Origin of the sequence: Tsuneonella dongtanensis (assembly GCF_001698205.1) — a bacterium.
Taxonomy (GTDB): domain Bacteria; phylum Pseudomonadota; class Alphaproteobacteria; order Sphingomonadales; family Sphingomonadaceae; genus Tsuneonella; species Tsuneonella dongtanensis.
Window position 1 is genome coordinate 2174757 of record NZ_CP016591.1, and the last position, 20234, is coordinate 2194990.

Annotated in this window: 18 protein-coding genes and 1 pseudogene; 9 read left to right on the top strand and 10 right to left on the bottom strand. The window is 64.7% G+C overall.

What is annotated here, in order from left to right:
* Window positions 1-5: 5 nt before the first annotated feature.
* From hfq to dusB, 6 genes are all read right to left on the bottom strand, one after another.
* Window positions 6-560 carry an RNA chaperone Hfq gene (gene hfq, locus A6F68_RS10655; protein WP_084001793.1) on the bottom strand — a complete coding sequence of 185 codons (555 nt, stop codon included), beginning with the start codon at window positions 558-560 and terminating at the stop codon, window positions 6-8.
* Between the two features lie 152 nt (window positions 561-712).
* Window positions 713-2089, bottom strand: a complete 1377-nt coding sequence (ntrX, locus tag A6F68_RS10660; RefSeq protein ID WP_067679707.1) for a nitrogen assimilation response regulator NtrX — start codon at window positions 2087-2089, stop codon at window positions 713-715.
* 16 nt (window positions 2090-2105) lie between these two features.
* Window positions 2106-4340, bottom strand: a complete 2235-nt coding sequence (locus A6F68_RS10665; RefSeq protein WP_067679710.1) for a sensor histidine kinase — start codon at window positions 4338-4340, stop codon at window positions 2106-2108.
* Between the two features lie 58 nt (window positions 4341-4398).
* Window positions 4399-5814 carry a sigma 54-interacting transcriptional regulator gene (locus A6F68_RS10670; RefSeq protein ID WP_067679713.1) on the bottom strand — a complete coding sequence of 472 codons (1416 nt, stop codon included), beginning with the start codon at window positions 5812-5814 and terminating at the stop codon, window positions 4399-4401.
* 6 nt (window positions 5815-5820) lie between these two features.
* Complete coding sequence (locus tag A6F68_RS10675; RefSeq protein WP_232308123.1) at window positions 5821-6909, bottom strand: two-component system sensor histidine kinase NtrB; 1089 nt, start codon at window positions 6907-6909, stop codon at window positions 5821-5823.
* Window positions 6906-7922: a tRNA dihydrouridine synthase DusB gene (dusB, locus tag A6F68_RS10680; protein ID WP_074428313.1), complete on the bottom strand. Its 1017-nt coding sequence runs from the start codon at window positions 7920-7922 to the stop codon at window positions 6906-6908. Before dusB ends, A6F68_RS10675 begins: the two co-directional genes overlap by 4 nt.
* Window positions 7923-7997: 75 nt before the next feature.
* On the opposite strand from dusB, the gene A6F68_RS10685 reads away from it, so the two are divergent.
* Genes A6F68_RS10685 through A6F68_RS10695 form a run of 3 tightly spaced genes read left to right on the top strand, consistent with a single transcriptional unit; the run spans window position 7998 to window position 10182 of the window.
* On the top strand, window positions 7998-9131 hold the full coding sequence (locus tag A6F68_RS10685) for a bifunctional 2-C-methyl-D-erythritol 4-phosphate cytidylyltransferase/2-C-methyl-D-erythritol 2,4-cyclodiphosphate synthase (protein ID WP_067679719.1): 1134 nt from the start codon (window positions 7998-8000) through the stop codon (window positions 9129-9131).
* An 8-nt stretch (window positions 9132-9139) separates the two neighbouring features.
* Complete coding sequence (locus A6F68_RS10690) at window positions 9140-9688, top strand: hypothetical protein (protein WP_157096716.1); 549 nt, start codon at window positions 9140-9142, stop codon at window positions 9686-9688.
* Window positions 9685-10182, top strand: a complete 498-nt coding sequence (locus tag A6F68_RS10695; protein WP_067679725.1) for a CinA family protein — start codon at window positions 9685-9687, stop codon at window positions 10180-10182. Before A6F68_RS10690 ends, A6F68_RS10695 begins: the two co-directional genes overlap by 4 nt.
* On the opposite strand, the gene A6F68_RS10700 is transcribed toward A6F68_RS10695, so the two are convergent.
* Both A6F68_RS10700 and lipA read right to left on the bottom strand, forming a co-directional pair.
* Entirely contained in the window at window positions 10143-10604 is a 462-nt protein-coding gene (locus A6F68_RS10700) for a type II toxin-antitoxin system RatA family toxin (protein ID WP_067679728.1), read from the bottom strand. The genes A6F68_RS10695 and A6F68_RS10700 overlap by 40 nt on opposite strands.
* Window positions 10604-11530: a lipoyl synthase gene (gene lipA, locus A6F68_RS10705; protein ID WP_067679731.1), complete on the bottom strand. Its 927-nt coding sequence runs from the start codon at window positions 11528-11530 to the stop codon at window positions 10604-10606. Before lipA ends, A6F68_RS10700 begins: the two co-directional genes overlap by 1 nt.
* Window positions 11531-11585: 55 nt before the next feature.
* Here lipA and A6F68_RS10710 point away from each other — a divergent pair, with 55 nt between their 5' ends.
* From A6F68_RS10710 to A6F68_RS10725, 4 genes are read left to right on the top strand one after another with little or no spacing between them, the layout of a single operon-like run.
* On the top strand, window positions 11586-12557 hold the full coding sequence (locus A6F68_RS10710) for a sodium-dependent bicarbonate transport family permease (protein ID WP_084001794.1): 972 nt from the start codon (window positions 11586-11588) through the stop codon (window positions 12555-12557).
* A 9-nt stretch (window positions 12558-12566) separates the two neighbouring features.
* Window positions 12567-12875: a DUF190 domain-containing protein gene (locus A6F68_RS10715; RefSeq protein ID WP_067679737.1), complete on the top strand. Its 309-nt coding sequence runs from the start codon at window positions 12567-12569 to the stop codon at window positions 12873-12875.
* On the top strand, window positions 12875-13516 hold the full coding sequence (locus A6F68_RS10720) for a carbonic anhydrase (RefSeq protein WP_067679741.1): 642 nt from the start codon (window positions 12875-12877) through the stop codon (window positions 13514-13516). Before A6F68_RS10715 ends, A6F68_RS10720 begins: the two co-directional genes overlap by 1 nt.
* A gap of 28 nt (window positions 13517-13544) precedes the next feature.
* The gene (locus tag A6F68_RS10725; protein ID WP_067679744.1) at window positions 13545-14267 is read left to right on the top strand and encodes an NYN domain-containing protein; all 723 of its coding nucleotides are present in this window, start codon (window positions 13545-13547) and stop codon (window positions 14265-14267) included.
* Between the two features lie 63 nt (window positions 14268-14330).
* On the opposite strand, the gene A6F68_RS10730 is transcribed toward A6F68_RS10725, so the two are convergent.
* Window positions 14331-15629 (bottom strand): hypothetical protein, encoded by a 1299-nt coding sequence (locus tag A6F68_RS10730; RefSeq protein WP_157096717.1) that lies wholly within the window; start codon window positions 15627-15629, stop codon window positions 14331-14333.
* Between the two features lie 297 nt (window positions 15630-15926).
* On the opposite strand from A6F68_RS10730, the gene gyrA reads away from it, so the two are divergent.
* Entirely contained in the window at window positions 15927-18719 is a 2793-nt protein-coding gene (gene gyrA / locus A6F68_RS10735; RefSeq protein WP_067679753.1) for a DNA gyrase subunit A, read from the top strand.
* A pseudogene (locus A6F68_RS10740) lies at window positions 18716-19555 on the top strand (TauD/TfdA dioxygenase family protein). The gene gyrA and the pseudogene A6F68_RS10740 overlap by 4 nt, the downstream one beginning before the upstream one ends.
* Here the strand turns inward: A6F68_RS10740 and A6F68_RS10745 are convergent.
* Entirely contained in the window at window positions 19543-20190 is a 648-nt protein-coding gene (locus A6F68_RS10745) for a lysoplasmalogenase family protein (RefSeq protein ID WP_067679755.1), read from the bottom strand. The pseudogene A6F68_RS10740 and the gene A6F68_RS10745 overlap by 13 nt on opposite strands.
* Window positions 20191-20234: the final 44 nt, after the last annotated feature.

Here is a 20234-nt window from a genome sequence, read left to right on the forward strand (position 1 = left end):
GAAGCTCAGTCGCTGTCGCCTTCGAACTCATCCGACAGATCCACCGCCGATGCCGGCTGAATTGTCGAGACGGCATGCTTGTAGGCCAACTGGACGTAGCCCTCGCGCTCGAGCAGCATGCAGAACAGGTCGTAGGCCGCAATCTTGCCCTGGAGCATCACTCCGTTGACGAGGAACATCGTCACCTGAACTCCGGCCTCGCGCACACGGCTCAGGAAGACGTCCTGCAAAAGCCGCTGCTTCGCTCCGGAGCCCTGGCTGGCGAATTGACCGGCATCGAGCGGGCTCGACGGCATGATTGTCGACACGGCATGCTTGTAGACCAGCTGCGATTGCCCGTCCCGCCGAAGCAGGATCGAGAAATTGTCAAACCAGGTTACGATGCCTTGCAACTTCACGCCCTTGACGAGGAACATCGTCACCGGGGTCTTGTTCTTGCGAAGCAGGTTGAGAAACGCGTCCTGCAGGCTCTGCTGCTTCCCACCGGACGAAGGCTGCGGAGCCTCGTCAACTTCGTTCAAGGGCTTCAGACGCGCGCTCAGCGTGCGGGATGTGGACACTTGGACGTCTCCTGTTGTTGGCGGCCGCTTCTGCGGTCCGCAATCAGGCGCTCCTCTTCCCCGAGGTACGCCGGAATCGGTGCCGAATATGGCGTGCTCGCCTCAATTCGCAAATGCTTTTGCTGCAACTGCGTTCCAAGAGTTGCGGAAAGCTACTCGTCGTCGCGGCGGTCGCCCATTCCGAGCAGCTTCAACTTGCGGTGCAGCGCAGAGCGCTCCATCCCGATAAAAGTCGCCGTTTTCGAGATGTTGCCAGAGAACCGGCGTATCTGGATCGTGAGGTACTCGCGCTCGAAACTCTCGCGCGCTTCGCGCAGCGGAACACCCATGAGCGACGCGACCGCCCCACCCCCGCCGATCCTGCTGCCGGTCACTTCTCCCGGCAGCATGTCGGCCTCGATCGTGCCAAGGCGTTCGCGAGGCGTCAGGATGATCGTTCGTTCGACCACGTTGCGGAGCTGGCGCACGTTGCCCGGCCAGTCATAGGCCTGCAGGGCGGCGACAGCCTCTTCGCTGACTCCCGGTGGCGGAATGCCCTGCTCCGCAGCGTAGCGTGTGAAAAAGTGCTCAGCGAGAGCCGGGATGTCGTCACGCCTCTCGCTAAGCGATGGAATCGTCACTGGCACGACGTTGAGGCGGTAGAACAGGTCCTCGCGGAACCGCTTCTCCTCCATCTCCTTCGCCAGGTCGCGCGAGGTCGAAGACACGACCCGCACATCGACTCCGACCTGCCGGTTGCCACCTACGCGTACGAAGCTCTGTTCGGTGAGCACGCGCAGAATACGCGCCTGGGTGGACAACGGCATGTCCGCCACTTCGTCGAGATAGAGCGTACCGCCGTCGGCAAGTTCGAGCAGACCGGGCCGCACAAGCTTCCCGTCGGCTTCCTCGCCGAACAGCTCCTGTTCGAAGCGCTCCGGCGTGATGCGCGCCGAATTGACGATCACGAACGCGCTCTCTGCCCGCGGGCTCCAAGAATGGAGCAGCCGGGCGGCGACCTCCTTGCCCGCGCCGGCAGGACCGCTGATGAGGACCCTGCTGCCGGTGTTGGCCACGCGCTTCAACGTCGCACGGACGGAATTGATGGCTGCGGAGTTGCCGGTAAACTCCTCGCCCCGTGCGAAACCTTCCCGCAGCCGCGTGTTCTCGCGGCGCAGCCGCTCGGTCTCGGTGGCGCGCTGCACCAGGAGGAGCAGTTTCTCCGCTTCGAACGGCTTCTCGATGAAGTCCATCGCGCCGCGGCTGACCGCGGAGACGGCGGTATCGATGTTGCCATGTCCCGAAAAGATGATGACCGGCAGTTCGGGTTCGCGCTTCTTGATCTCGTCGAGGACTTCGAGCCCGTCCATCGGACTGCCGTGGAGCCAGACGTCGAGCAGGACGAGGCTGGGCCGGCGCTCGTCGACCGCAGAGAGCGCCGAGGTGCTGTCGCCCGCAGTGCGGCATTCGTAGCCTTCGTCACTCAGCACACCGGCGACGAGCTCGCGGATGTCGCGTTCGTCGTCGACGATGAGAATATCGAGCGCCATCAGATTGTGTCTCCGGTCATTCAGCCGCCACCGTTCCGCCGTCGGCAAGCGGATCGCGGGCGAAGCGCAGTGTCACGCGGGTGCCGCTTTCGCCACCCGGTGCACTGGCAAAAGTCATGTCGCCGCCGTGTTCCTCGACGATCTTGTTGACGATCGCGAGGCCAAGCCCCGTGCCCTTTTCGCGGGTCGTGACATAGGGTTCGACGATCCGCTCGCGGTCCTGCGGCAGGCCAACGCCGTTGTCGTCGACGGTCACCGTCATCAGGTCTTCGGTTGCGGACATGGTCACGGCGATCCGACCACGATAGTCGGGCTCGGCATTGCGCGCACGCGCTTCGATCGCTTCGGCGGCGTTTTTGAGGACGTTTGTCATCGCCTGGCCAATCTGATGGCGATCGGCGGCGATCGTGACGATGCCGTCCGCGTCGGAGGAATAGGCGTAGTCTATTTCCGGGTGAGCGACTTCCTGAAGGAAGAGCGCCTGCTTGACGAGATCCTGCGCGTCCTCGGGGCGGAACACGGGTTTCGGCAGGCGGGCGAAGCTCGAGAATTCGTCGACCATCTTCCTCAGGTCGCCGACCTGCCGAACGATGGTGTTGGTCAGCTCGTCGAACAGATCCCCATCGCTTTCGATCTGCTTGCGGTACCGCCGCTTGAGCCTTTCGGTGGCGAGCTGGATCGGAGTGAGCGGGTTTTTGATCTCGTGCGCGATGCGGCGAGCGACATCGGACCAGGCGGCCTGCCGCTGGTCGAGGATCTGGCGGGTAATGTCCTCGAACGTGATGACCCGGCCGTCGGGCGCATCGGCAACCTTGACCGCAAGCGTCAGGAGTTCGCCGCCCTTCGTCCAGTTGACGAGCCCGCTGGCGAGCTTGCCGTCGGCAAGGCCCGCGAGTTGGGGAGCCAGGTCGAGAAGGGGAACGGAGGCCGGCACCGGCCCTTTCTCGCCCAGCAGGAGTTCCTGTGCTGAACTGTTCATCAGCAGGACGCGCCCCTCCCGATCGAGCGTGACGATCCCGGCCGAGATGGATTCGATGACCGCTTCGATGAAGGCGCGGCGCTCTTCCAGCTGCCGGTTCGCGCCAAGCAGCGCGGCGGTCTGCTGCTCGATCTGCCCGGCCATCCGGTTGAAGGCGCGATTGAGCATGCCGATCTCGTCGGAACCCGTTCGCCCTTCGACCCGGACGAAGTCGCCCGCACCTATCCTGCGGGCTGCACCGACGAGTTCACTAAGGGGATCGACCATGCGATCGGCCAGCCGTAGCGCGAACCATACGGCGAGGATGACGAGGGCGATACTCACGAAAAACAGCGCAAGGTTGAAGCGCAGCTGCAGCGCGCGGGCGCGTTTCGTGAGCACGTCGTAGGCCGCCACGATCGACTGTGCTCTTGCCCATTGGCTGAAGCCCAGCGCCTCCGTGCTGCGCGCGTTGTAAAGATAGACGCCCGACTTCTTGTCGATCGGCACCAGTGCCTCGATGCGCGCCGTGTTGCCGGCTACGACGATCGGCTCTCCCTCGTTGAGCATCGGCAGCGCGCTCTCGGCAAACACCAGGGGCTCGTTGCCGGAACGCAGGTTGGCGATCGCCGCGGTTCGCAGGCTCCCGCTGGGAAGTCGCTGGAGTATGGCGGATTCGCTCAGGTCCCGGGCGAGCATCTGCTGACCATAAACGTCGACGAATGCGGGATCGGTGAGGGCGAAGCTTTCCAGATAATATCCAATGTCGGCAGCCATCGCGACCGAGCCCTGCGAGACCTGCAACTGATTCTGTTCGTAGTATCCGCGTGCCAGGTTGTTCGCGTTCTGCATCAGGCCACGGGAATTGTCCGAGAACCAGAAGTCGACACCAGTCTGGAACAGAAAGGCCGCAAATGCTGCGACGAGGAGGGTCGGCAGTGCGGCGACGAGCGAGAAAAAGAACACCAGGCGCACGTGCATGCGAGCGGTACTGTTGGCCGCACGGCGCAGAGCCAGACGGCGCCCGAACAGTACGACCAGCGTCATCGCGGGAATCAGGGTCGCGATCAGCAGCACCGCCACCTGCCGCGACGGCAAAAGCTGCCCGTCGGGCGGCGCGCTGGAGAAGGTGTAATATGTGGTCCACACCATCGCCGCGAAGCCGAGAGCGGCGACAAGCTCCAGGATCAGGAAGAAATTGGCCTTGCGGCTCGCGACGACGAAGCGCCGCCACCATCTGGGGCTGCGACGGATCGATGCCGTAGTGGGTCCGTGCTCGTCCGGCGCGCTCATCGTTGCCCGGTTACAACTGGACTGTTGCAGGTTTGCAAGCGTTTTTCGTCCACTCGCCTCAATCGCGCCTTGTGCAGTCGTCAGGGTCGATCTGCAGGTCCGTCAGTCGTTTTCGCAGCGTGTTCCGGTTGATGCCCAGCAGCCGCGCGGCGCGAAGCTGGTTGCCGCCGGTGCTTGCGAGGGCGTGCGACAGCAGCGGACGCTCGAACTCGGCAAGAGCATCATCATAAAGCTGCCCCTCGCGCGGTGGCGATACCCGCAGCCAGGCTTCGAGGGCGCCAGCGAAGCCGGTGTCGCCATCCACCTCGGCAGCGACATCTGGAGAGCCGAGAACCATTTCGACCGTTTCCGCATCGATCGTTTCGTCCCGTGCGATGAGCGCAAGGCGGAAGACGGCATTGCGCAATTCGCGAACGTTGCCACGCCACGGGAATCGCTCCAGCGCGGCGACCGCCCCCGTGTCGATCCGCCGACGAGGCAAACCTTCTCCGACGGCGAGCCCGAGGAAATGCCGGGCGAGCGCTGCAATGTCGTCGCGCCTCTCGCGCAAGGGCGGCAACTCGATCGGCACCACGTTGAGGCGGTAGAACAGATCCTCGCGGAAGGTGCCGGCAGCGATCATCGGAGCGAGGTCGCGGTTGGTCGCCGCGACGATGCGCACGTCGACTGCGATCTCTTGCCGCCCCCCGACACGCCGGATGCGACCCGACTGCAGCGCGCGCAGGAGCCGGGTCTGCGCCTCGAGAGGCATGTCGCCGATCTCGTCGAGAAACAGCGTGCCCCCGTTGGCCTGTTCGAACTTGCCGATGGCCTGCGCGATCGCGCCGGTGAAAGCCCCCTTCTCGTGACCGAACAGCTCGCTTTCGATGAGATCGTGGGGGATCGCCGCGGCGTTGACCGCGACGAAGGGGCCGGACTTGCGATGCCCTAGCTGGTGGATTGCTTCGGCGACCAGTTCCTTACCGGTGCCGGATTCTCCAAGGACGAGTACGGTCAGATCGTTGCGCAGGACCCGGGTGATCATGCGATAGACACCCTGCATCGCCCGGCTACGGCCGACCAGGGGAAGCCCTTCGCCGCTTTCGTCGGGCACCGGTGAGCCCTCGCCGCCCCGCTGGCCGGCCGCCTGAACGACCGCGCGGACGAGTTCGTCGAGATCGAAAGGCTTGGGGAAATACTCGAACGCGGCCAGTTCGGTCGCGCGCACCGCGGTATCGAGAGTGTTCTGCGCCGAGAGCACGATTACCGGCATATCCGGATGGGCGTCTCGCACTTCTCCAAGCGATGACAGCCCGTCACCATCGGTCAGGACCACGTCGGTCAGCATGACCGAATAGCTTTTGTCCGCAAGGCAGGCATCGCGGCGCGCGATCCCGTCGACGCGGTCTACCTCGAAGCGTTCATCCTCGAGCGCAGTGACGATGACCGTCGCAATGCCCGGGTCATCCTCTACCAGCAGGATCCTGCCCGCCATCTGACCTTACCCCTGTTTCGCCACCGGAAGGTGGATGCGGAAATGCGTGAGCCCTGCCCGTTCATCGCGCTCGTGCGCGATGCGGCCGTCCATGTCCTGCACCAGGCGTCGGACCAGCGCGAGGCCGAGCCCCTGGCCGCTCTTCTTGCTGCTAACGAACGGCTCGAAGACGTGAGCACGCAGGTCCGGATCGATCCCGGGACCGTTGTCGCTCACCGTCAGCTCGATCGGAAGGCGGACCGAACGCCCCGGACGAATTGCGTTGAAGATCAGGCCGCTCACGTATCGTGTGCGGACGGTGATCTTCGCCCCCTCGGCTCCGGCACAGGCGTCGCGCGCATTGGCGAGCAGGTTGATCATGACCTGCTCAAGCGTGCCCTCGTTGCCGAGGACTGGCGGCAGCGAGGGGTCGAACTCCTCGACCAGCTCCACCCCGCGCAATCCGCCTCCGCGGACCGTGCCAATCGCGCGGCGCACAGCCTCGTGAAGATTGAGCGCAGCGTTCGGCTCCGCTGCTCTGGCTCCGATCCGCTGCATGCGATCGATCAGCGAAGCGATCCGTGTAACCTCCGTCGCGATGAGGTCTGCGAGCGGACGGTCCTTTTCGTTCAGTTTCCGGGCGATCAGCTGGCCAGCGCCGCGGATCGCGGCGAGAGGATTCTTGATTTCGTGGGCAAGGATCGCAGGCGCGCCGAGCCGGCTGGAACCCGATTCTTCGGACATCTCGTCCTGGCCGGCATCGGACAACGTGACCACGCGCCAGCCGGAGTATGCGGAAAGCGGCGATACCGACAGGTTGACGCGGCGGGACTGGTCCCCGGCCCGGATGGTCACTCCGCGCGCCACCAGGGGAGCGAAATCCTCACGGGAATGAGCCGTCACCCGCGGATCGTCGATGCCGACCACATCGAACAGCGGACTGCCGATCATCCGGTGCGCGCTGCGCCCCAGCATCTCCTCGCTCGCCGGATTGGCTTCGACGATGACCATGTCGGGGTCCAGCAGAAGGACCGCGAAGACCAGGCCCGCAATCTGCTCACGTGGCCCGGGCAAAACTTGGGTCGCGTCGTCGGCTACCGGCGTCGCCGTGCTCACGCCGCCTTCCGAAGCAAAAGCGGTTCGTAAAAGCGGTCGATTTCGCCGAGCACCTGCGCAGCGTCGTCGATGAAGTTGACCTTGTTACGAAACTCCGCGGACCCGTGAAGGCCTTTGGTGTACCAGCCGATGTGCTTGCGGGCCATCTTCACGCCGGTGAACTCGCCGTAATGATCGAGCATCGCGCGGTAGTGTTCGACCATCGTCGCGTGCTGTTCATCGAGCGACGGATCGGCCAGGCTTTCGCCGGTCTTCCACCAGTGCATGACCTGGCCAAGCAGCCACGGGCGGCCATAGGCGCCGCGACCGATCATCAGCCCGTCGGCACCCGACTGCTCGAGGGCTCGCGCGGCATCATGGATGGAACAGATGTCTCCGTTGACAATGACGGGAATGCCGACCGCGTCCTTGACCTTGCGCACGAATGCCCAGTCGGCTTCGCCCTTGTACATCTGGTTGCGCGTGCGCCCGTGGACGGTGATCATCTGCACGCCAAGGTCTTCGGCGATGCGCGACAGTTCGGGCGCGTTCAGGCTGTCGTGGTCCCAGCCCATGCGCATCTTGACCGTCACCGGCACGTCCACCGCTTTGACGGTCGCTTCCATGAGCTTGATGGCAAGCGGCACCTCGCGCATCAGCGCGCTGCCTGCATACTGGCCGACGACCTTTCTCACCGGACAACCGAAGTTGATGTCGATGATCGCCGCGCCGTTCGCTTCCTGCATTCTCGCGGCTTCTGCCATCGACGCAGGGTCGCAGCCGACGAGCTGCATCGAAACGGGCTCCTCGATCGGGTCCCACTCGGCCTTCTGGATCGACTGGCGGGTTTCGCGGATCGCCGCTTCGCTCGCGATCATCTCGGTCACGTTGAGGCCCGAGCCGTAGCGCCGCACGAGGCGCCGGAACGGCAGGTCGGTCACGCCGGTCATCGGCGCGAGCACGACGGGCGCGTCGATCGTGACCGGGCCGACCCGGATCGGCGCCATCAGCGGCGGGGGAGGAAGTGCGTTCAACTGCGGGATGCCTAAAATTTGGGCAGCGCATAGTGGATTGATGGGGTCGGCGCAAGAAGCTAGCGCGCCAGGGCAATGGGCGTCCTCCCCTCCTTTTCCGCCATCGTCGTCGCCGCGGGGAAAGGGCTGCGCGCCGGCCAACCGGTGCCCAAGCAATTCGCAATGTGGCGCGGCAAGCCGGTGGTGCGCCATTCGGTCGAGGCGCTTCTGGCGGCCGGTGCCGAGCCTGTCGTCGTTGCCGTTCCCGAAGGTGCGATGGATGTGGCTGCGGCGGCACTCGAAGGACTATCGGTCCGTCTTGTGACGGGCGCCGCGACACGGCAAGGGTCGGTCTCGAGTGCGCTGGCGGTAATCGAGAATGCCGAACGTGTGCTGATCCACGATGCCGCGAGGCCCATCTTGCCGGCGCAGGTGATCGAAAGACTTTTGTCGGCGCTCGACACCCATACCGGGGCCATCCCCGTGCTGCCGGTCGTCGACAGCCTGGCCATCGGCGAGAACGGAGTGATGACGGGATCGGCCGACCGCGAGATCTTGCGCCGGGTCCAGACTCCGCAGGCCTTCCGCTTCACTGAAATCCTCGCCGCCCACGACGATTGGCGGGGGGAACCCAACGCTGGCGACGATGCCCAGGTGCTCCGCGCCGCGGGCGGTGCGGTGGCGCTCGTCGAGGGCGACGAAGCACTCGCCAAACTGACTTTTGCAGGAGATTTCGTGGACCAGGCACTGCCCGTTCGCATCGGTACCGGCTATGACGTGCACCGCCTGTCGCGCGGCGAGGAGCTCTGGTTGTGCGGGATCAAGCTGGATCACGACTTCGGCCTGGCAGGGCACAGCGATGCCGACGTCGGCATCCATGCGCTCGTCGATGCGCTCCTGGGCGCCATCGGAGCGGGCGACATCGGCCAGCACTTCCCGCCGACCGACCCGCAATGGAGGGGCGTCGCCTCATCCCGCTTCCTCGAGCATGCCGTGCATCTCGTCGATGAAGCCGGGTATCGGGTCGGCAACATCGATGTCACTCTCATCTGCGAGGCGCCGAAGATCGGTCCACACCGCGATGCGATGCGCAATCGTATCGCGGAACTTGCCCACGTCGATGCAGGCGCTGTAAATGTGAAGGCGACTACCACCGAGCGGCTCGGCTTTACCGGTCGCGGCGAAGGGATCGCCGCTCAGGCCGTGGCCACCGTCATCCGCAAATCGTGAGGTCCAACGTGAAACGCACCCCCGCCCTGCTCGCCGCCGCCGCGCTTGCCGCTCTCATCCCCGCCCAGGCGCAAGCACAAGCCCAGGCCGCGAAGGCTTGCCTGACCGAACGCGAAGTTGCGCAGATGGCGATCTACGCGGTCCCTTCGGTGGTGACTGGCGTGCGCGGCAAGTGTGCGCCGCGCCTGTCGAAATCGGGCTTTCTCGCTACGAAGGGCGATACCTTTGCGCAGAAATATGCTGCTCTACAGGTCGAGACTTGGCCGGTCGCAAAGTCGGCACTGCTCAAGTTCGTCGGCGGAAGCGTCGGTAAGCCGAAGGCCGACGACCCGATCGCGATGTTCGCCTCGCTCCCGGATGAATCGGTGCGGCCGCTCGTCGATGCGATGATCGCGCAGAAGATCGGAGAAGCGGTCAAGCCCGAACAGTGCGGCAACGTCGAGCGCGGGATGCAGCTCGCCTCGGTTCTCAGCCCGCGCGATAGCGGCGCGATGATCGCGTTCATCATGGCCATGACCAAGCCGAAGAATCCACCGATCTGCCCGGCCGCGTCGTGAGCGACCTGCTCCCGAAAGAGATCGTCGATCTCGCCCGGCGCGTCGTCGAGGAGAACGCGAAGCTCGGGCGCCGCGTAGCGCTCGCCGAGAGCTGCACCGGCGGGCTCGTAGCCGCGGCGTTGACCGAGATTCCGGGCTCCTCGGCCGTCCTCGACCGCGGTTTCGTCACATACTCCAACGACGCGAAGATGCAGGATCTCGACGTTTCAAGCGAGATCATCGAGACGTTCGGCGCGGTGTCGATCGCCTGCGTCTGGGCCATGGCGCAGGGGGCTCTCGCGCACTCGAATGCCGATGTGGCGGTTGCGATCAGCGGGGTTGCGGGGCCCGATGGCGGCACAGCGTTGAAGCCTGTCGGCACGGTCGTCTTCGCGCGCGCTTGCTGCGAAGCGGGGAGCGAACCCGAAGGCGAGCTCAAGCAGTTCGACGGGAAGGACCGGGCGGAAATCCGCCGTCAGGCGACGCTGGCGGCGCTCGAACTATTACTGCCGTAAAGCTCGTGCGCCCGCGCCTCGAACGCGGCCACCATCTTCCGGAAGGCGCGGTCGAAGTACTGGCCTGCCAGCGCCTCGAAAACCGCATTGCGGAAGGTGAAGTCGACACAGAAATCGACTTCGCATCCGCCATCGTCCATCGGACGAAACAGCCAGCGATTGTCTAGGTCCTTCATCGGCCCGTCGAGGTAGTGCACCTCGATCCGGTCGGGACGGTGCTTGATCACGCGCGAAGTGAACTTTTCGCGGAGCTGCTTGAAGCCCACCAGCATGTCGGCGACCATCTCGGTTTCGCTGTTCGACTTGACCCGGGTCGCGACGACCCACGGCAGGAATTCCTGGTACCGCCCGACATCCGCCACCAGGTCGAACATCTGTTCGGCCGAATAGGGCAGCGCGTGGACTTCGTGGATGCCCGGCATCAGCGCGACTGGCGAGCGAGCTTTTCTTCGCGCGCGGCGCGCATTGCCGCGAAATCGTCTCCCGCGTGATAGCTCGAACGGGTCAGCGGACTCGCGGCGACCTGCAGGAACCCTTTGGCGCGAGCGATGGCGCCATAGGCCGCGAACGCCTTCGGCGTGACGAATTCCTCTACCTTCGCATGGCGGGGAGTCGGCTGAAGGTATTGCCCCATGGTGATGAAATCGACGTCGGCCGAGCGCATGTCGTCCATCACCTGATGGACTTCGAGGCGCTGCTCGCCGAGCCCGAGCATGATCCCCGACTTGGTGAAGATGCGCGGATCGTGCGCCTTGACCTCTTCCAGCAGGCGAAGCGACGCGTAGTAGCGCGCGCCCGGACGGATGGTCGGATAGAGCCGCGGCACAGTCTCGAGGTTGTGATTGTAGACGTCCGGCCCCGCTGCGCAGATCGCCTCGACGGCGGGCCGCATCTTGTTGCGGAAATCCGGAGTCAGGATCTCGATCGTCGTATCGGGGGTCTCGCGCCGCAGCGCCTCGATCACCTTGACGAACTGGCCGGCACCCCCATCAGGCAGATCGTCGCGGTCGACACTGGTGACGACGATATGGGTGAGCCCAAGCTTCGCTGCGGCCGCGGCGACGTGCTCCGGCTCAAGCGGATCGACCGTTTTAGGCATCCCGGTCTTCACGTTGCAGAACGCGCACGCGCGCGTGCACACGTCGCCGAGGATCATCACCGTCGCGTGCTTCTTCGTCCAGCACTCGCCGATGTTGGGGCATGCCGCCTCCTCGCACACCGTGTTGAGCGAGAGGTCGCGCATGAGCTGGCGCGTTTCGTGATAGCCCTTGCTGACCGGCGCCTTCACGCGAATCCAGTCGGGCTTGCGCTGTCGTTCGGTCTTCGGGGCGGACGCAAGGTCGTTCATGGGGAGGCCCCTAGCGATCTTGCCAGCGATTGCCAATCTGGCTAGCGCCGCGGCGATGGACGCCTCGACACTCCTTGCGCCGTTCACATCACCCATAATTCTCTTTTTCGTGCTTGGGGCGATCGCCTCGGCACTCCGATCGGACCTCGCGATTCCCGAGGCCATCGCCAAGGGCATGTCGCTCTACCTGATGGCCGCGATCGGGCTGAAGGGCGGCGTTGCAGTCGCCAAGTCCGGCATCGATGCAACTGTGGCAGCCGCTCTATGCGCCGGGCTCTTGCTCAGCCTCTTGCTCCCCTTCCTGGCCTACGCTGTATTGCGAGCGATCGGCCGTCTCGACAAAGTCAACGCAGGAGCGGTCGCTGCGCACTATGGCTCGGTCAGCGTGGTCACTTACGTGACCGCTACCGAACTGCTGGGTGCAAGCGGGCTGGTCGTTGCAGGATTCATGGTGGCGGTGCTCGCAGTCATGGAGACGCCCGCGATCCTCAGCGGCCTGTTCCTCGCCCGCCGCGGCGCGCAGAGCGCATCTGCGAGCCGAGGCGCGATGCTGCACGAGCTCTTCCTCAACGCTTCGGTCGTCCTCCTCCTCGGCAGCTTCGCCATCGGGGTTATTGCCGGCCCGGAGGGTTTCGAAGAAGTGAAACCCCTGTTCGAGAGCGGTTTCAAGGGCGTGCTCTGCCTGTTCTTGCTAGATATGGGCCTGATTGCCGCCAGGCGACTGATAGATTCCCGCGCGCTAACCGTGCGCCTCGCGGCGCTCGCGATCGCGCTGCCGTTGGTCAATGGCGCACTCGCCGTGGCGCTCGGAACAGCGCTTGGACTTTCTGTCGCAGATGCCGCCGCACTGGGCGTGCTGGGCGCGAGCGCAAGTTACATCGCAGTCCCGGCGGCCATGCGCCTTGCTCTCCCCGAGGCCGACCCAGGCGTCTATCTGACGATGTCCCTGTCGATCACCTTCCCGTTCAACGTCGTATTCGGCATCGCGATCTACGCCGCCATGGCGCGTGCGCTTGCCGGAATGTAGGGGCAGTTCATGGTCGAAACCGTTACCCGCAAGCGCCTCGAAATCCTCTCCGACACCCCGCTTGTGCGTGTCGTCACGCAAGCAATCGAGGATGCCGGAATTTCCGGCTGGACGGTGGTTCCGGTGACGTCCGGCCGCGGACGCGAAGGACGATGGAACGAGGAGCGGGTCACCGGTGCTGACAAGTCGCTCGTGCTGGCCATCGCATCGGAGGAGAAAGCCAACATTCTGATCGATCGACTGGCACCGATCCTGACGAGTCACGGGTTGCTGCTGACGATGGCGAACGTGCAGGTTGTTCGGGGCGAGCGCTTCTGATGCCCGAATTCGCGCACATGCTCGAAGGTTACCGCCGGTTCCGGTCGGGCACCTACAATGTCCAGAAGGAACGCTTCGACCGCCTTGCCGACGAAGGTCAATCGCCCAAGCTGATGATCATCGCCTGTTCGGACAGCAGGGTCGATCCGGCGCAGATATTCGACGTCGATCCGGGGGAGATTTTCGTCGTGCGCAACGTGGCGGCGCTGGTTCCGCCTTTTGAAACTGCGCCCGGGCACCACGGCGTGTCGGCGGCGCTCGAGTTCGCGGTGCAGTTCCTGAAGGTCAAGCAGATCGTCGTTATGGGCCACGGACGGTGCGGCGGCTGCCAGGCCTCGTTGACCCAGTCGATGCACGGCGAAGAGCCCGGCCGCGGCGGATTCATCGCGGACTGGATCGAACTGCTCGACGAAGCGCGAGAAAGAGTCGTTGCCCGGCACGGCACGGAAGGCCGGGCCGCGGAGCGAGCGATGGAGATGGAAGCGGTCAAGGTCAGCCTCGCCAACCTGCGGACATTCCCTTGCGTTGCCGAACTTGAGGCGCGCGGAAAGCTCAAGCTGCGCGGCGCTTTCTTCGCCATCGTGGACGGTGTCCTGCACGTTCTCGACGAGGACAGCGGCGAATTCTCTCCAGTTGCGTAATCACCGGCCGCGGCCCATCTAGCGGCCCATGAATAACGAGAACAACCTCAAGAATATCGCCCTGCTGATAGACGCGGACAACACCCAGCCTGCCGCTATCGACCCGGTCCTGACGGTCATGGCCGAGCTCGGCCAGGTCAATATCCGCCGCGCCTATGGCAACTTCGCCAAAGGCAACCTGGCCAAGTGGGACACGATCACGAACCGCTTCGGCATCCGCCCACAGCAGCAGTTCGACGTATCGAAGGGCAAGAACGCCACCGACATGGCCATGACCATCGATGCGATCGACTTGCTCTACCAGGGCAAGGTCGACGGCTTCGGGATCATGAGCAGCGACAGCGATTTCACGCCGCTCGTCACGCGTCTGCGGCAGGACGGAATCATCGTCTACGGGTTCGGCAGCGCCAAGACCCCGCAAGCCTTCAAGTCCGTCTGCACCCGCTTCATCGACATTGACCAGCTTATCAAGACTGCCGCCAGCGAAGGCAATTCATCGCCGGATTCTGCGCAGACGGTGGCAGCCGACACCGAATTGATGGAACTGATCGGCGCCGCCTACAAGGAGGCGAAGCGCGACGACGAAGGCTGGGCCAAAGTGCAGCAGGTCGGCCAGATCGCCGGCAACCGGTCGAGTTTCGACGTGCGCAACTATGGCTTCAACAGCCTGTCGGCGATGTTCCGCAACCTTGGCAATTTCAAGGTGGAGCGCCGCGACGACGGCCAGCTCTGGGTCAAGCGCCTTCGTTAGAACGGGAACGGGCGCACACCCGATGTGGATGCGCGCCCGCTACCTTACCGCAAATCTGTCGCTTTACGGCGCCGTAGAGGCGGCCGCTCCTGCACGCTGCGCGGCGTAGACGCCCCACAGGCGCGCAATGGCCTGACGTGCGCCGTCAACCTTGGCGAAATTTGCCTGCGCCTCGCCGATCTTGCCCTGGTCGAGCTGAGCAATACCCAAGCGCGTCAGCACGCGAGCGGTATCGACACCGGGACGCCCGAGCGCGAGATTGTAGAACTCCTCAGCCTTTGCTGGTTGATTGTAGCTCAAGAATGCGTCCCCGGCGGCCATGGCGGTGGCTGCGGTGGAGCCCGAGGCCTTTGCGTCTCGTTCGAGACCCGGAAGGTCCGCAAGGTCCGCCTTGACCCGACCGCTGGCGATGTTGCGCGCTTCGGTCACGAAAACGTCCCCGGACTTCAGAAGCCCAGCAGCGATACCGGCATCGATCACGCGCTGGGTCTCGCCGGGAAGACGTCGGGCATCGGCGGCAGTGATATAGTCGACGTAATCGCGTTCGTACCGCAACGCATCCGCGCGCGCAGCCAGCCTGAGCAGGTCGAGCAGTTCCTGACCATCGTAGTCGCGGAAGTTGCGCTGGATCGCGATCGCATCACCCCAGCTCGACTTCGACGGATAATACTGGGCATACATGCCGGCGTACTTCATCGATTGCGCCTCGAGCTTGGCCTGATAGGCCTGCGCAACCGCACGCTTGAGCCAAGCTTCCGGAGCCTTTTGACCAGCTGCAACCTTGCGAGCGATTGCCTTGTCGAGTGCATCGAGCCCGGTGGGAACCTGGTTCTCGGCAAAATACGTTTCGGCGATGAGCAATTCCGCGTCGCCATCGTACCCGGCTGCCATCGCCTGCTCCGCGCGACGACGGACCTCTGCCCACTCCTTCGCGTTGTATGCAAGCTGGGCAGCAGCGAAGCTGTTGCGCGCAAGGTCGGCTGCAGGGGTCTTGCCGCTGTCCAGCATCATACCAAGGCCCTGGCGTTGCAGGGCAGTATCGCTTGTCTTGCTGCCAGCGCTGAATACAAGCTGTCCCGCCGCGAACCTGTCGTCGGGCGTTTCGGCGGCGGCGATCACCGCTGGAAGCTGTGCCTTGACTGCAGCAGGATCAGGACCTTCGCTCAGCGCTTTCGAGACCGGCTGATAGGCAGCGATGAAGGCCTTCGAATAGTCTGCCTTCGGCGCGACAGCCTGTTCCTTATCCTTTCCCTTTTTCTGGGCAAGCGCAGGAGTGGCGGTGGCCGTCAAACCGACGGCGGCGGTAGTCGCCAGCGCGACAGCAAAGGCAAGCCGCGATCCGGCGGCACGAAACTTGGGCATCGAGTGGTCTCCCATGAGTGGACTCGGCCCCGCAGGGGGCCTGCTGTCGGTACAATCGCGCTAGTGGCCAATCGTGCCGGACATTGCAAACCGAACTACGACCTGGGCCGTGAACGGCCTTTGAACGATGGTTTCAGGCAGCCGACAGCGCTTGCGCGGGCGGGTCACCATTCTTATGTGGAAAACGGCCTCTGCACGAGTGCATTCACTCCGTACAAACTGGCGGTTTGAGCCCCCTTCCCCTAGGCCGGAATAAGCCCGCCGCGCCGCTGCGCGCGCCACAGAAACGGCAGACCTTTGAGCGACGATACCGAAACCCTGACACCGCCCGCTGCGCCGGGAGACTATGCCCGCGTCGACATCGTCGACGAGATGAAGACGAGCTACCTCGATTACGCGATGAGCGTGATCGTCGCCCGCGCGCTCCCCGACGTGCGCGACGGGTTGAAGCCGGTCCATCGCCGCATCCTGTTCGCGAGCCAGGAAGGCGGCTTCGTCGCCGGACGGCCTTATCGCAAGAGCGCGAAGATCGTCGGCGACGTGATGGGCAACTACCACCCGCATGGTGACAGCGCGATCTACGATGCGCTTGCCCGCATGGTGCAGCCATGGTCGTTGCGCGTTCCGCTGATCGACGGCCAGGGCAACTTCGGCTCGATGGACCCCGATCCGCCGGCTTCGATGCGCTACACCGAAGCGCGCCTGGCGCGGGTCGCCAACTCGCTGCTCGACGATCTCGACAAGGACACCGTCGATTTCGCCGAGAACTACGACGGAAGCCGCAAGGAGCCGACGGTTCTGCCGGCGCGCTTCCCGAACCTCCTGGTCAACGGCGCAGGCGGCATCGCGGTCGGCATGGCGACCAACATCCCGCCACACAACCTGGGCGAAGTGATCGACGGCTGCCTCGCGCTGATCGACGATCCCCTGATGGCGCCTGAGGCGCTCATGGAGATCATTCCCGGCCCCGACTTCCCGACCGCGCCGCTGATCCTCGGCCAGTCGGGCGCGAAGGCTGCCTACATGACGGGCCGAGGGTCGATCCTGATGCGCGCCCGGCATGAGATCGAGCGCGGACGCGGAGACCGCGAATCGATCGTATTCACATCGATTCCCTACCAGGTCGGAAAGGCCGGCCTCGTCGAGAAGATCGCCGAAGCTGCTAAGGACAAGCGGATCGAGGGTATCTCGGACATCCGGGACGAATCGAACCGGCAAGGCGTGCGCGTGGTCATCGACCTCAAGCGCGACGCGACGGCTGAAGTCGTGCTCAACCAGATTTGGCGACACACCCCGGCGCAGGCGAGCTTCCCGGCGAACATGCTGGCGATCCGCGGCGGCCGCCCTGAAACGCTCGGGCTGAAGGACATCCTGCAGGCGTTCATCACTTTCCGCGAGGAAGTGATCACCCGCCGGACCAAGTTCGAACTCGCCAAGGCGCGCGACCGGGCGCACATCTTGCTCGGCCTCGTGGTGGCCGTATCGAACCTGGACGAAGTCGTGGCGATGATCCGCGGTTCTTCGAACCCGGCCGACGCGCGCGCAAAGCTGCTCGCCAAGGAATGGCCGATCGGCGACATCGCGCAGTACATTGCGCTGGTGGAGGCAATCGAGCCCTCCGCCGAGGAGCACGAGGGGACTTACAAGCTTTCCGAGCGTCAGGTCCGTGCGATCCTCGAGCTTCGTCTCCATCGCCTCACCGCACTCGGCCGCGACGAGATCGGCGACGAGCTCAAGGAACTCGCGACGGCGATCGAGGAGTACCTCTCGATCCTCGGCGACCGGGCGAAGCTCTACGAGGTCATGCGCGCCGAACTGCGCGAAATCCGCGATCTCTACGCGACCCCGCGCGTGAGCGAGATCGCGCCTGCCTGGGACGGCCTCGACGACGAGGACCTGATCGAGCGCGACGAGATGGTCGTCACGGTCACCCTCGACGGGTATATCAAGCGCACCCCGCTTTCGACCTTCCGTGCCCAGCACCGCGGCGGCAAGGGCCGCGCCGGCATGGCCACGAAGGACGAGGACGCGGTGATGGAGATGTTCGTCACGTCGACGCACAATCCAGTCCTGTTCTTCTCCACCGCGGGCAAGGTCTATCGCCTCAAGGTCTGGAAGCTGCCCGAAGGCGGGCCCGCGACCCGCGGGCGCCCGATCGTGAACCTCCTGCCCGCGCTCGATGACGGAGAAACGATTGCGACGGTCTTGCCGCTGCCGGAGGACGAGAACACCTGGGGCGCGCTCAACGTCGTGTTCGCGACCGCCAAGGGCAACGTCCGGCGCAACAGCATGGATGCCTTCGCCAACATCCCGTCGAACGGGAAGTACGCGATGCGCTTCGACGACGGGAGCGAGGATCGCCTGATCGGCGTCGCCCTGCTCGAAGCGAGCGACGACGTGCTGCTCGCCACCCGCAACGGCAAGGCGATCCGCTTTGCCGCGGACGATGTGCGCGAGTTCCAGAGCCGCACCAGCACCGGCGTGCGCGGCATGCGGCTACTCGGCGATGACGAGGTCGTCTCGCTGTCGATCCTGCACAAGGTCGGCACCGAGATGGAAGAACGCGAACAGTACCTGCGCTTCGCTCCCTGGAAAGCCGAGAAGGAAAGCGAGTCCGACCTGGCGCCCGAGCGGTTCTCCGAGATGGCGGAGAAGGAGCAATTCATCCTTACCGTCTGCGCGAATGGGTACGGCAAGCTTTCCTCGGCCTACGAATATCGCCGCGCCGGTCGCGGCGGCCAGGGGATCACCAACATCGACAACATCGATCGCAACGGGCCGGTTGTCGCCAGTTTTACTGCGACGCAGGCAGACCAGCTGATGCTCGTGACCGATCAGGCCAAGCTCATCCGGATAGGACTCGAATCACTGCGCGTTATCGGCCGAGCAAGCGCGGGAGTGAGATTGTTCAACGTCGCGGATAACGAACACATCGTCTCTGCTGTGCGCCTCGACGAGGAGGAAGAGCCGGAGAATGCGGCCGAGGAAGCCATCGTCGAGGAGATGGAGGCGCGCGGAAGCCAGACGACAGAGCCCTACACGCCGCCGCAAAGCGACGACGACATTCCCGGGGAGCCTGACGCCGAATGAAGATCGAGCCGTCCGGAGAAGTTTGCGGGGCCGAAGTAACCGGCGTCGACCTCTCCGGGCCGCTTGATCCCGAGACGGTTGCTGCAATCCGGGCGGCGTGGCTCGAGCACAGGGTCCTTGCCTTCCCCGACCAGCATATCGACGACGATGAGCTGGAGCGGCTTACGGTCGCGCTCGGCGGGTTCGGCCAGGACCCTTTCTTCGCGCCGATCGCGGGGCGCGACCATATCGCCGCCATCCTTCGCGAAGCGGATGAGGAAACACCCCTGTTTGCCGACAACTGGCATTCGGACTGGTCGTTTTTGCCAGTACCGCCGGCCGGGACGTGCCTGGCCGCGGTCGATATTCCGCCAGTGGGCGGGGACATGCTCTTTGCCGACCAGATCGCCGCGTTCGCGGCGCTACCCGCGGACAGGAAGGACCATCTGCGCTCGCTGACTGCGATCCACTCGGCTCGCTCTGCCTACGCGCCGGACGGGTCCTATGGGGAACGCGACAAGGGACGCAGCATGGCGATCCGCCCCGGCGAGAGCGCCCGCGCGACCCAACTCCACCCGCTCGTCCGGCGACATCCGGAAACGGGTGAGGAGGGGCTCTTCAGTTGTCTCGGCTACATCGTAGGCATCGGGGGCATGGACGATGGCGACGCGTTCGCGCTGCTTGCGGACCTAATGGCGTGACAGACGCGCGACGAGTTCGTGCACAGGCGCCGCTGGGCGCCCGGAGTGGTAGTGCTGTGGGACAATCGCGCCGTCCTGCACCGCGCAACCGGCGGGTACGAAGGCCACCGGCGCGAGTTGCACCGGACGACCATCGCTGCGCCTCAAGCGGTGTGATCGCGTCGCAGGGTGCGGATGACCCCCGTGCAGATCAGGAACTGGCCAGCGTAGTAAAGCGGCCAGACGAACCACTCCGTCACATTTTCGCCGAGCACCCCGCCCAAGCGGGCGAAGATCAGCAGGTCGCTGGCGACGAACAGCAGCGCGCCGACGCCGACGTTGTAACGGCTGAACCGGCTGAGCCATGCCGTCGCGGCCATCGCGGCGAGTGCGACAGCATAGACGACTGCCATGGGATCGCGCGCAAGCAGCCAGGCGGCAAGCGGGACCCCGACTAGCAAGGCAAGCGATGCGCCGATCTGCGAACCGGTGGTGCGGGCCCTTCGGTTCCCCAGATAGAGCGCGATCGCGACGAGGTGCGAAAGAAGGAACAGTCCTCCCCCCGCCACGACGTTCAGCTCCATTCCGACATCGCCCGCGGCACCGATGGCCATGACTGCGGCGATCATGCGCGCGTCGCGGGCGCGGCTCCGCGCGATCGCATAGGCTGCGAGGGCCGCCACCGAGCCGCCTTTCAGCGCAATCTGGAACAGTCCGCCGAGCGCGCTGTCGCTGGCGAGCCAGAACGCTATCGCCATTGCAATGCCGGCCAGAAGGAACGGCCGGTGTTCGATCAACGCGCGTTTCGGCATAAGTCCCCCTGCTCGGGGCGCTGACTGCCCTTGAACAGGAGTGG

Coding starts and splice junctions, on each gene's coding strand:
- ntrX (WP_067679707.1), bottom strand. CDS start 2,089: ATGGCGCTCGATATTCTCATCGTCGACGACGAACGCGACATCCGCGAG.
- A6F68_RS10665 (WP_067679710.1), bottom strand. CDS start 4,340: ATGAGCGCGCCGGACGAGCACGGACCCACTACGGCATCGATCCGTCGC.
- A6F68_RS10670 (WP_067679713.1), bottom strand. CDS start 5,814: ATGGCGGGCAGGATCCTGCTGGTAGAGGATGACCCGGGCATTGCGACG.
- A6F68_RS10685 (WP_067679719.1), top strand. CDS start 7,998: ATGGGCGTCCTCCCCTCCTTTTCCGCCATCGTCGTCGCCGCGGGGAAA.
- A6F68_RS10700 (WP_067679728.1), bottom strand. CDS start 10,604: ATGCCGGGCATCCACGAAGTCCACGCGCTGCCCTATTCGGCCGAACAG.
- lipA (WP_067679731.1), bottom strand. CDS start 11,530: ATGAACGACCTTGCGTCCGCCCCGAAGACCGAACGACAGCGCAAGCCC.
- A6F68_RS10710 (WP_084001794.1), top strand. CDS start 11,586: ATGGACGCCTCGACACTCCTTGCGCCGTTCACATCACCCATAATTCTC.
- A6F68_RS10715 (WP_067679737.1), top strand. CDS start 12,567: ATGGTCGAAACCGTTACCCGCAAGCGCCTCGAAATCCTCTCCGACACC.
- A6F68_RS10720 (WP_067679741.1), top strand. CDS start 12,875: ATGCCCGAATTCGCGCACATGCTCGAAGGTTACCGCCGGTTCCGGTCG.
- A6F68_RS10725 (WP_067679744.1), top strand. CDS start 13,545: ATGAATAACGAGAACAACCTCAAGAATATCGCCCTGCTGATAGACGCG.
- A6F68_RS10730 (WP_157096717.1), bottom strand. CDS start 15,629: ATGCCCAAGTTTCGTGCCGCCGGATCGCGGCTTGCCTTTGCTGTCGCG.
- A6F68_RS10745 (WP_067679755.1), bottom strand. CDS start 20,190: ATGCCGAAACGCGCGTTGATCGAACACCGGCCGTTCCTTCTGGCCGGC.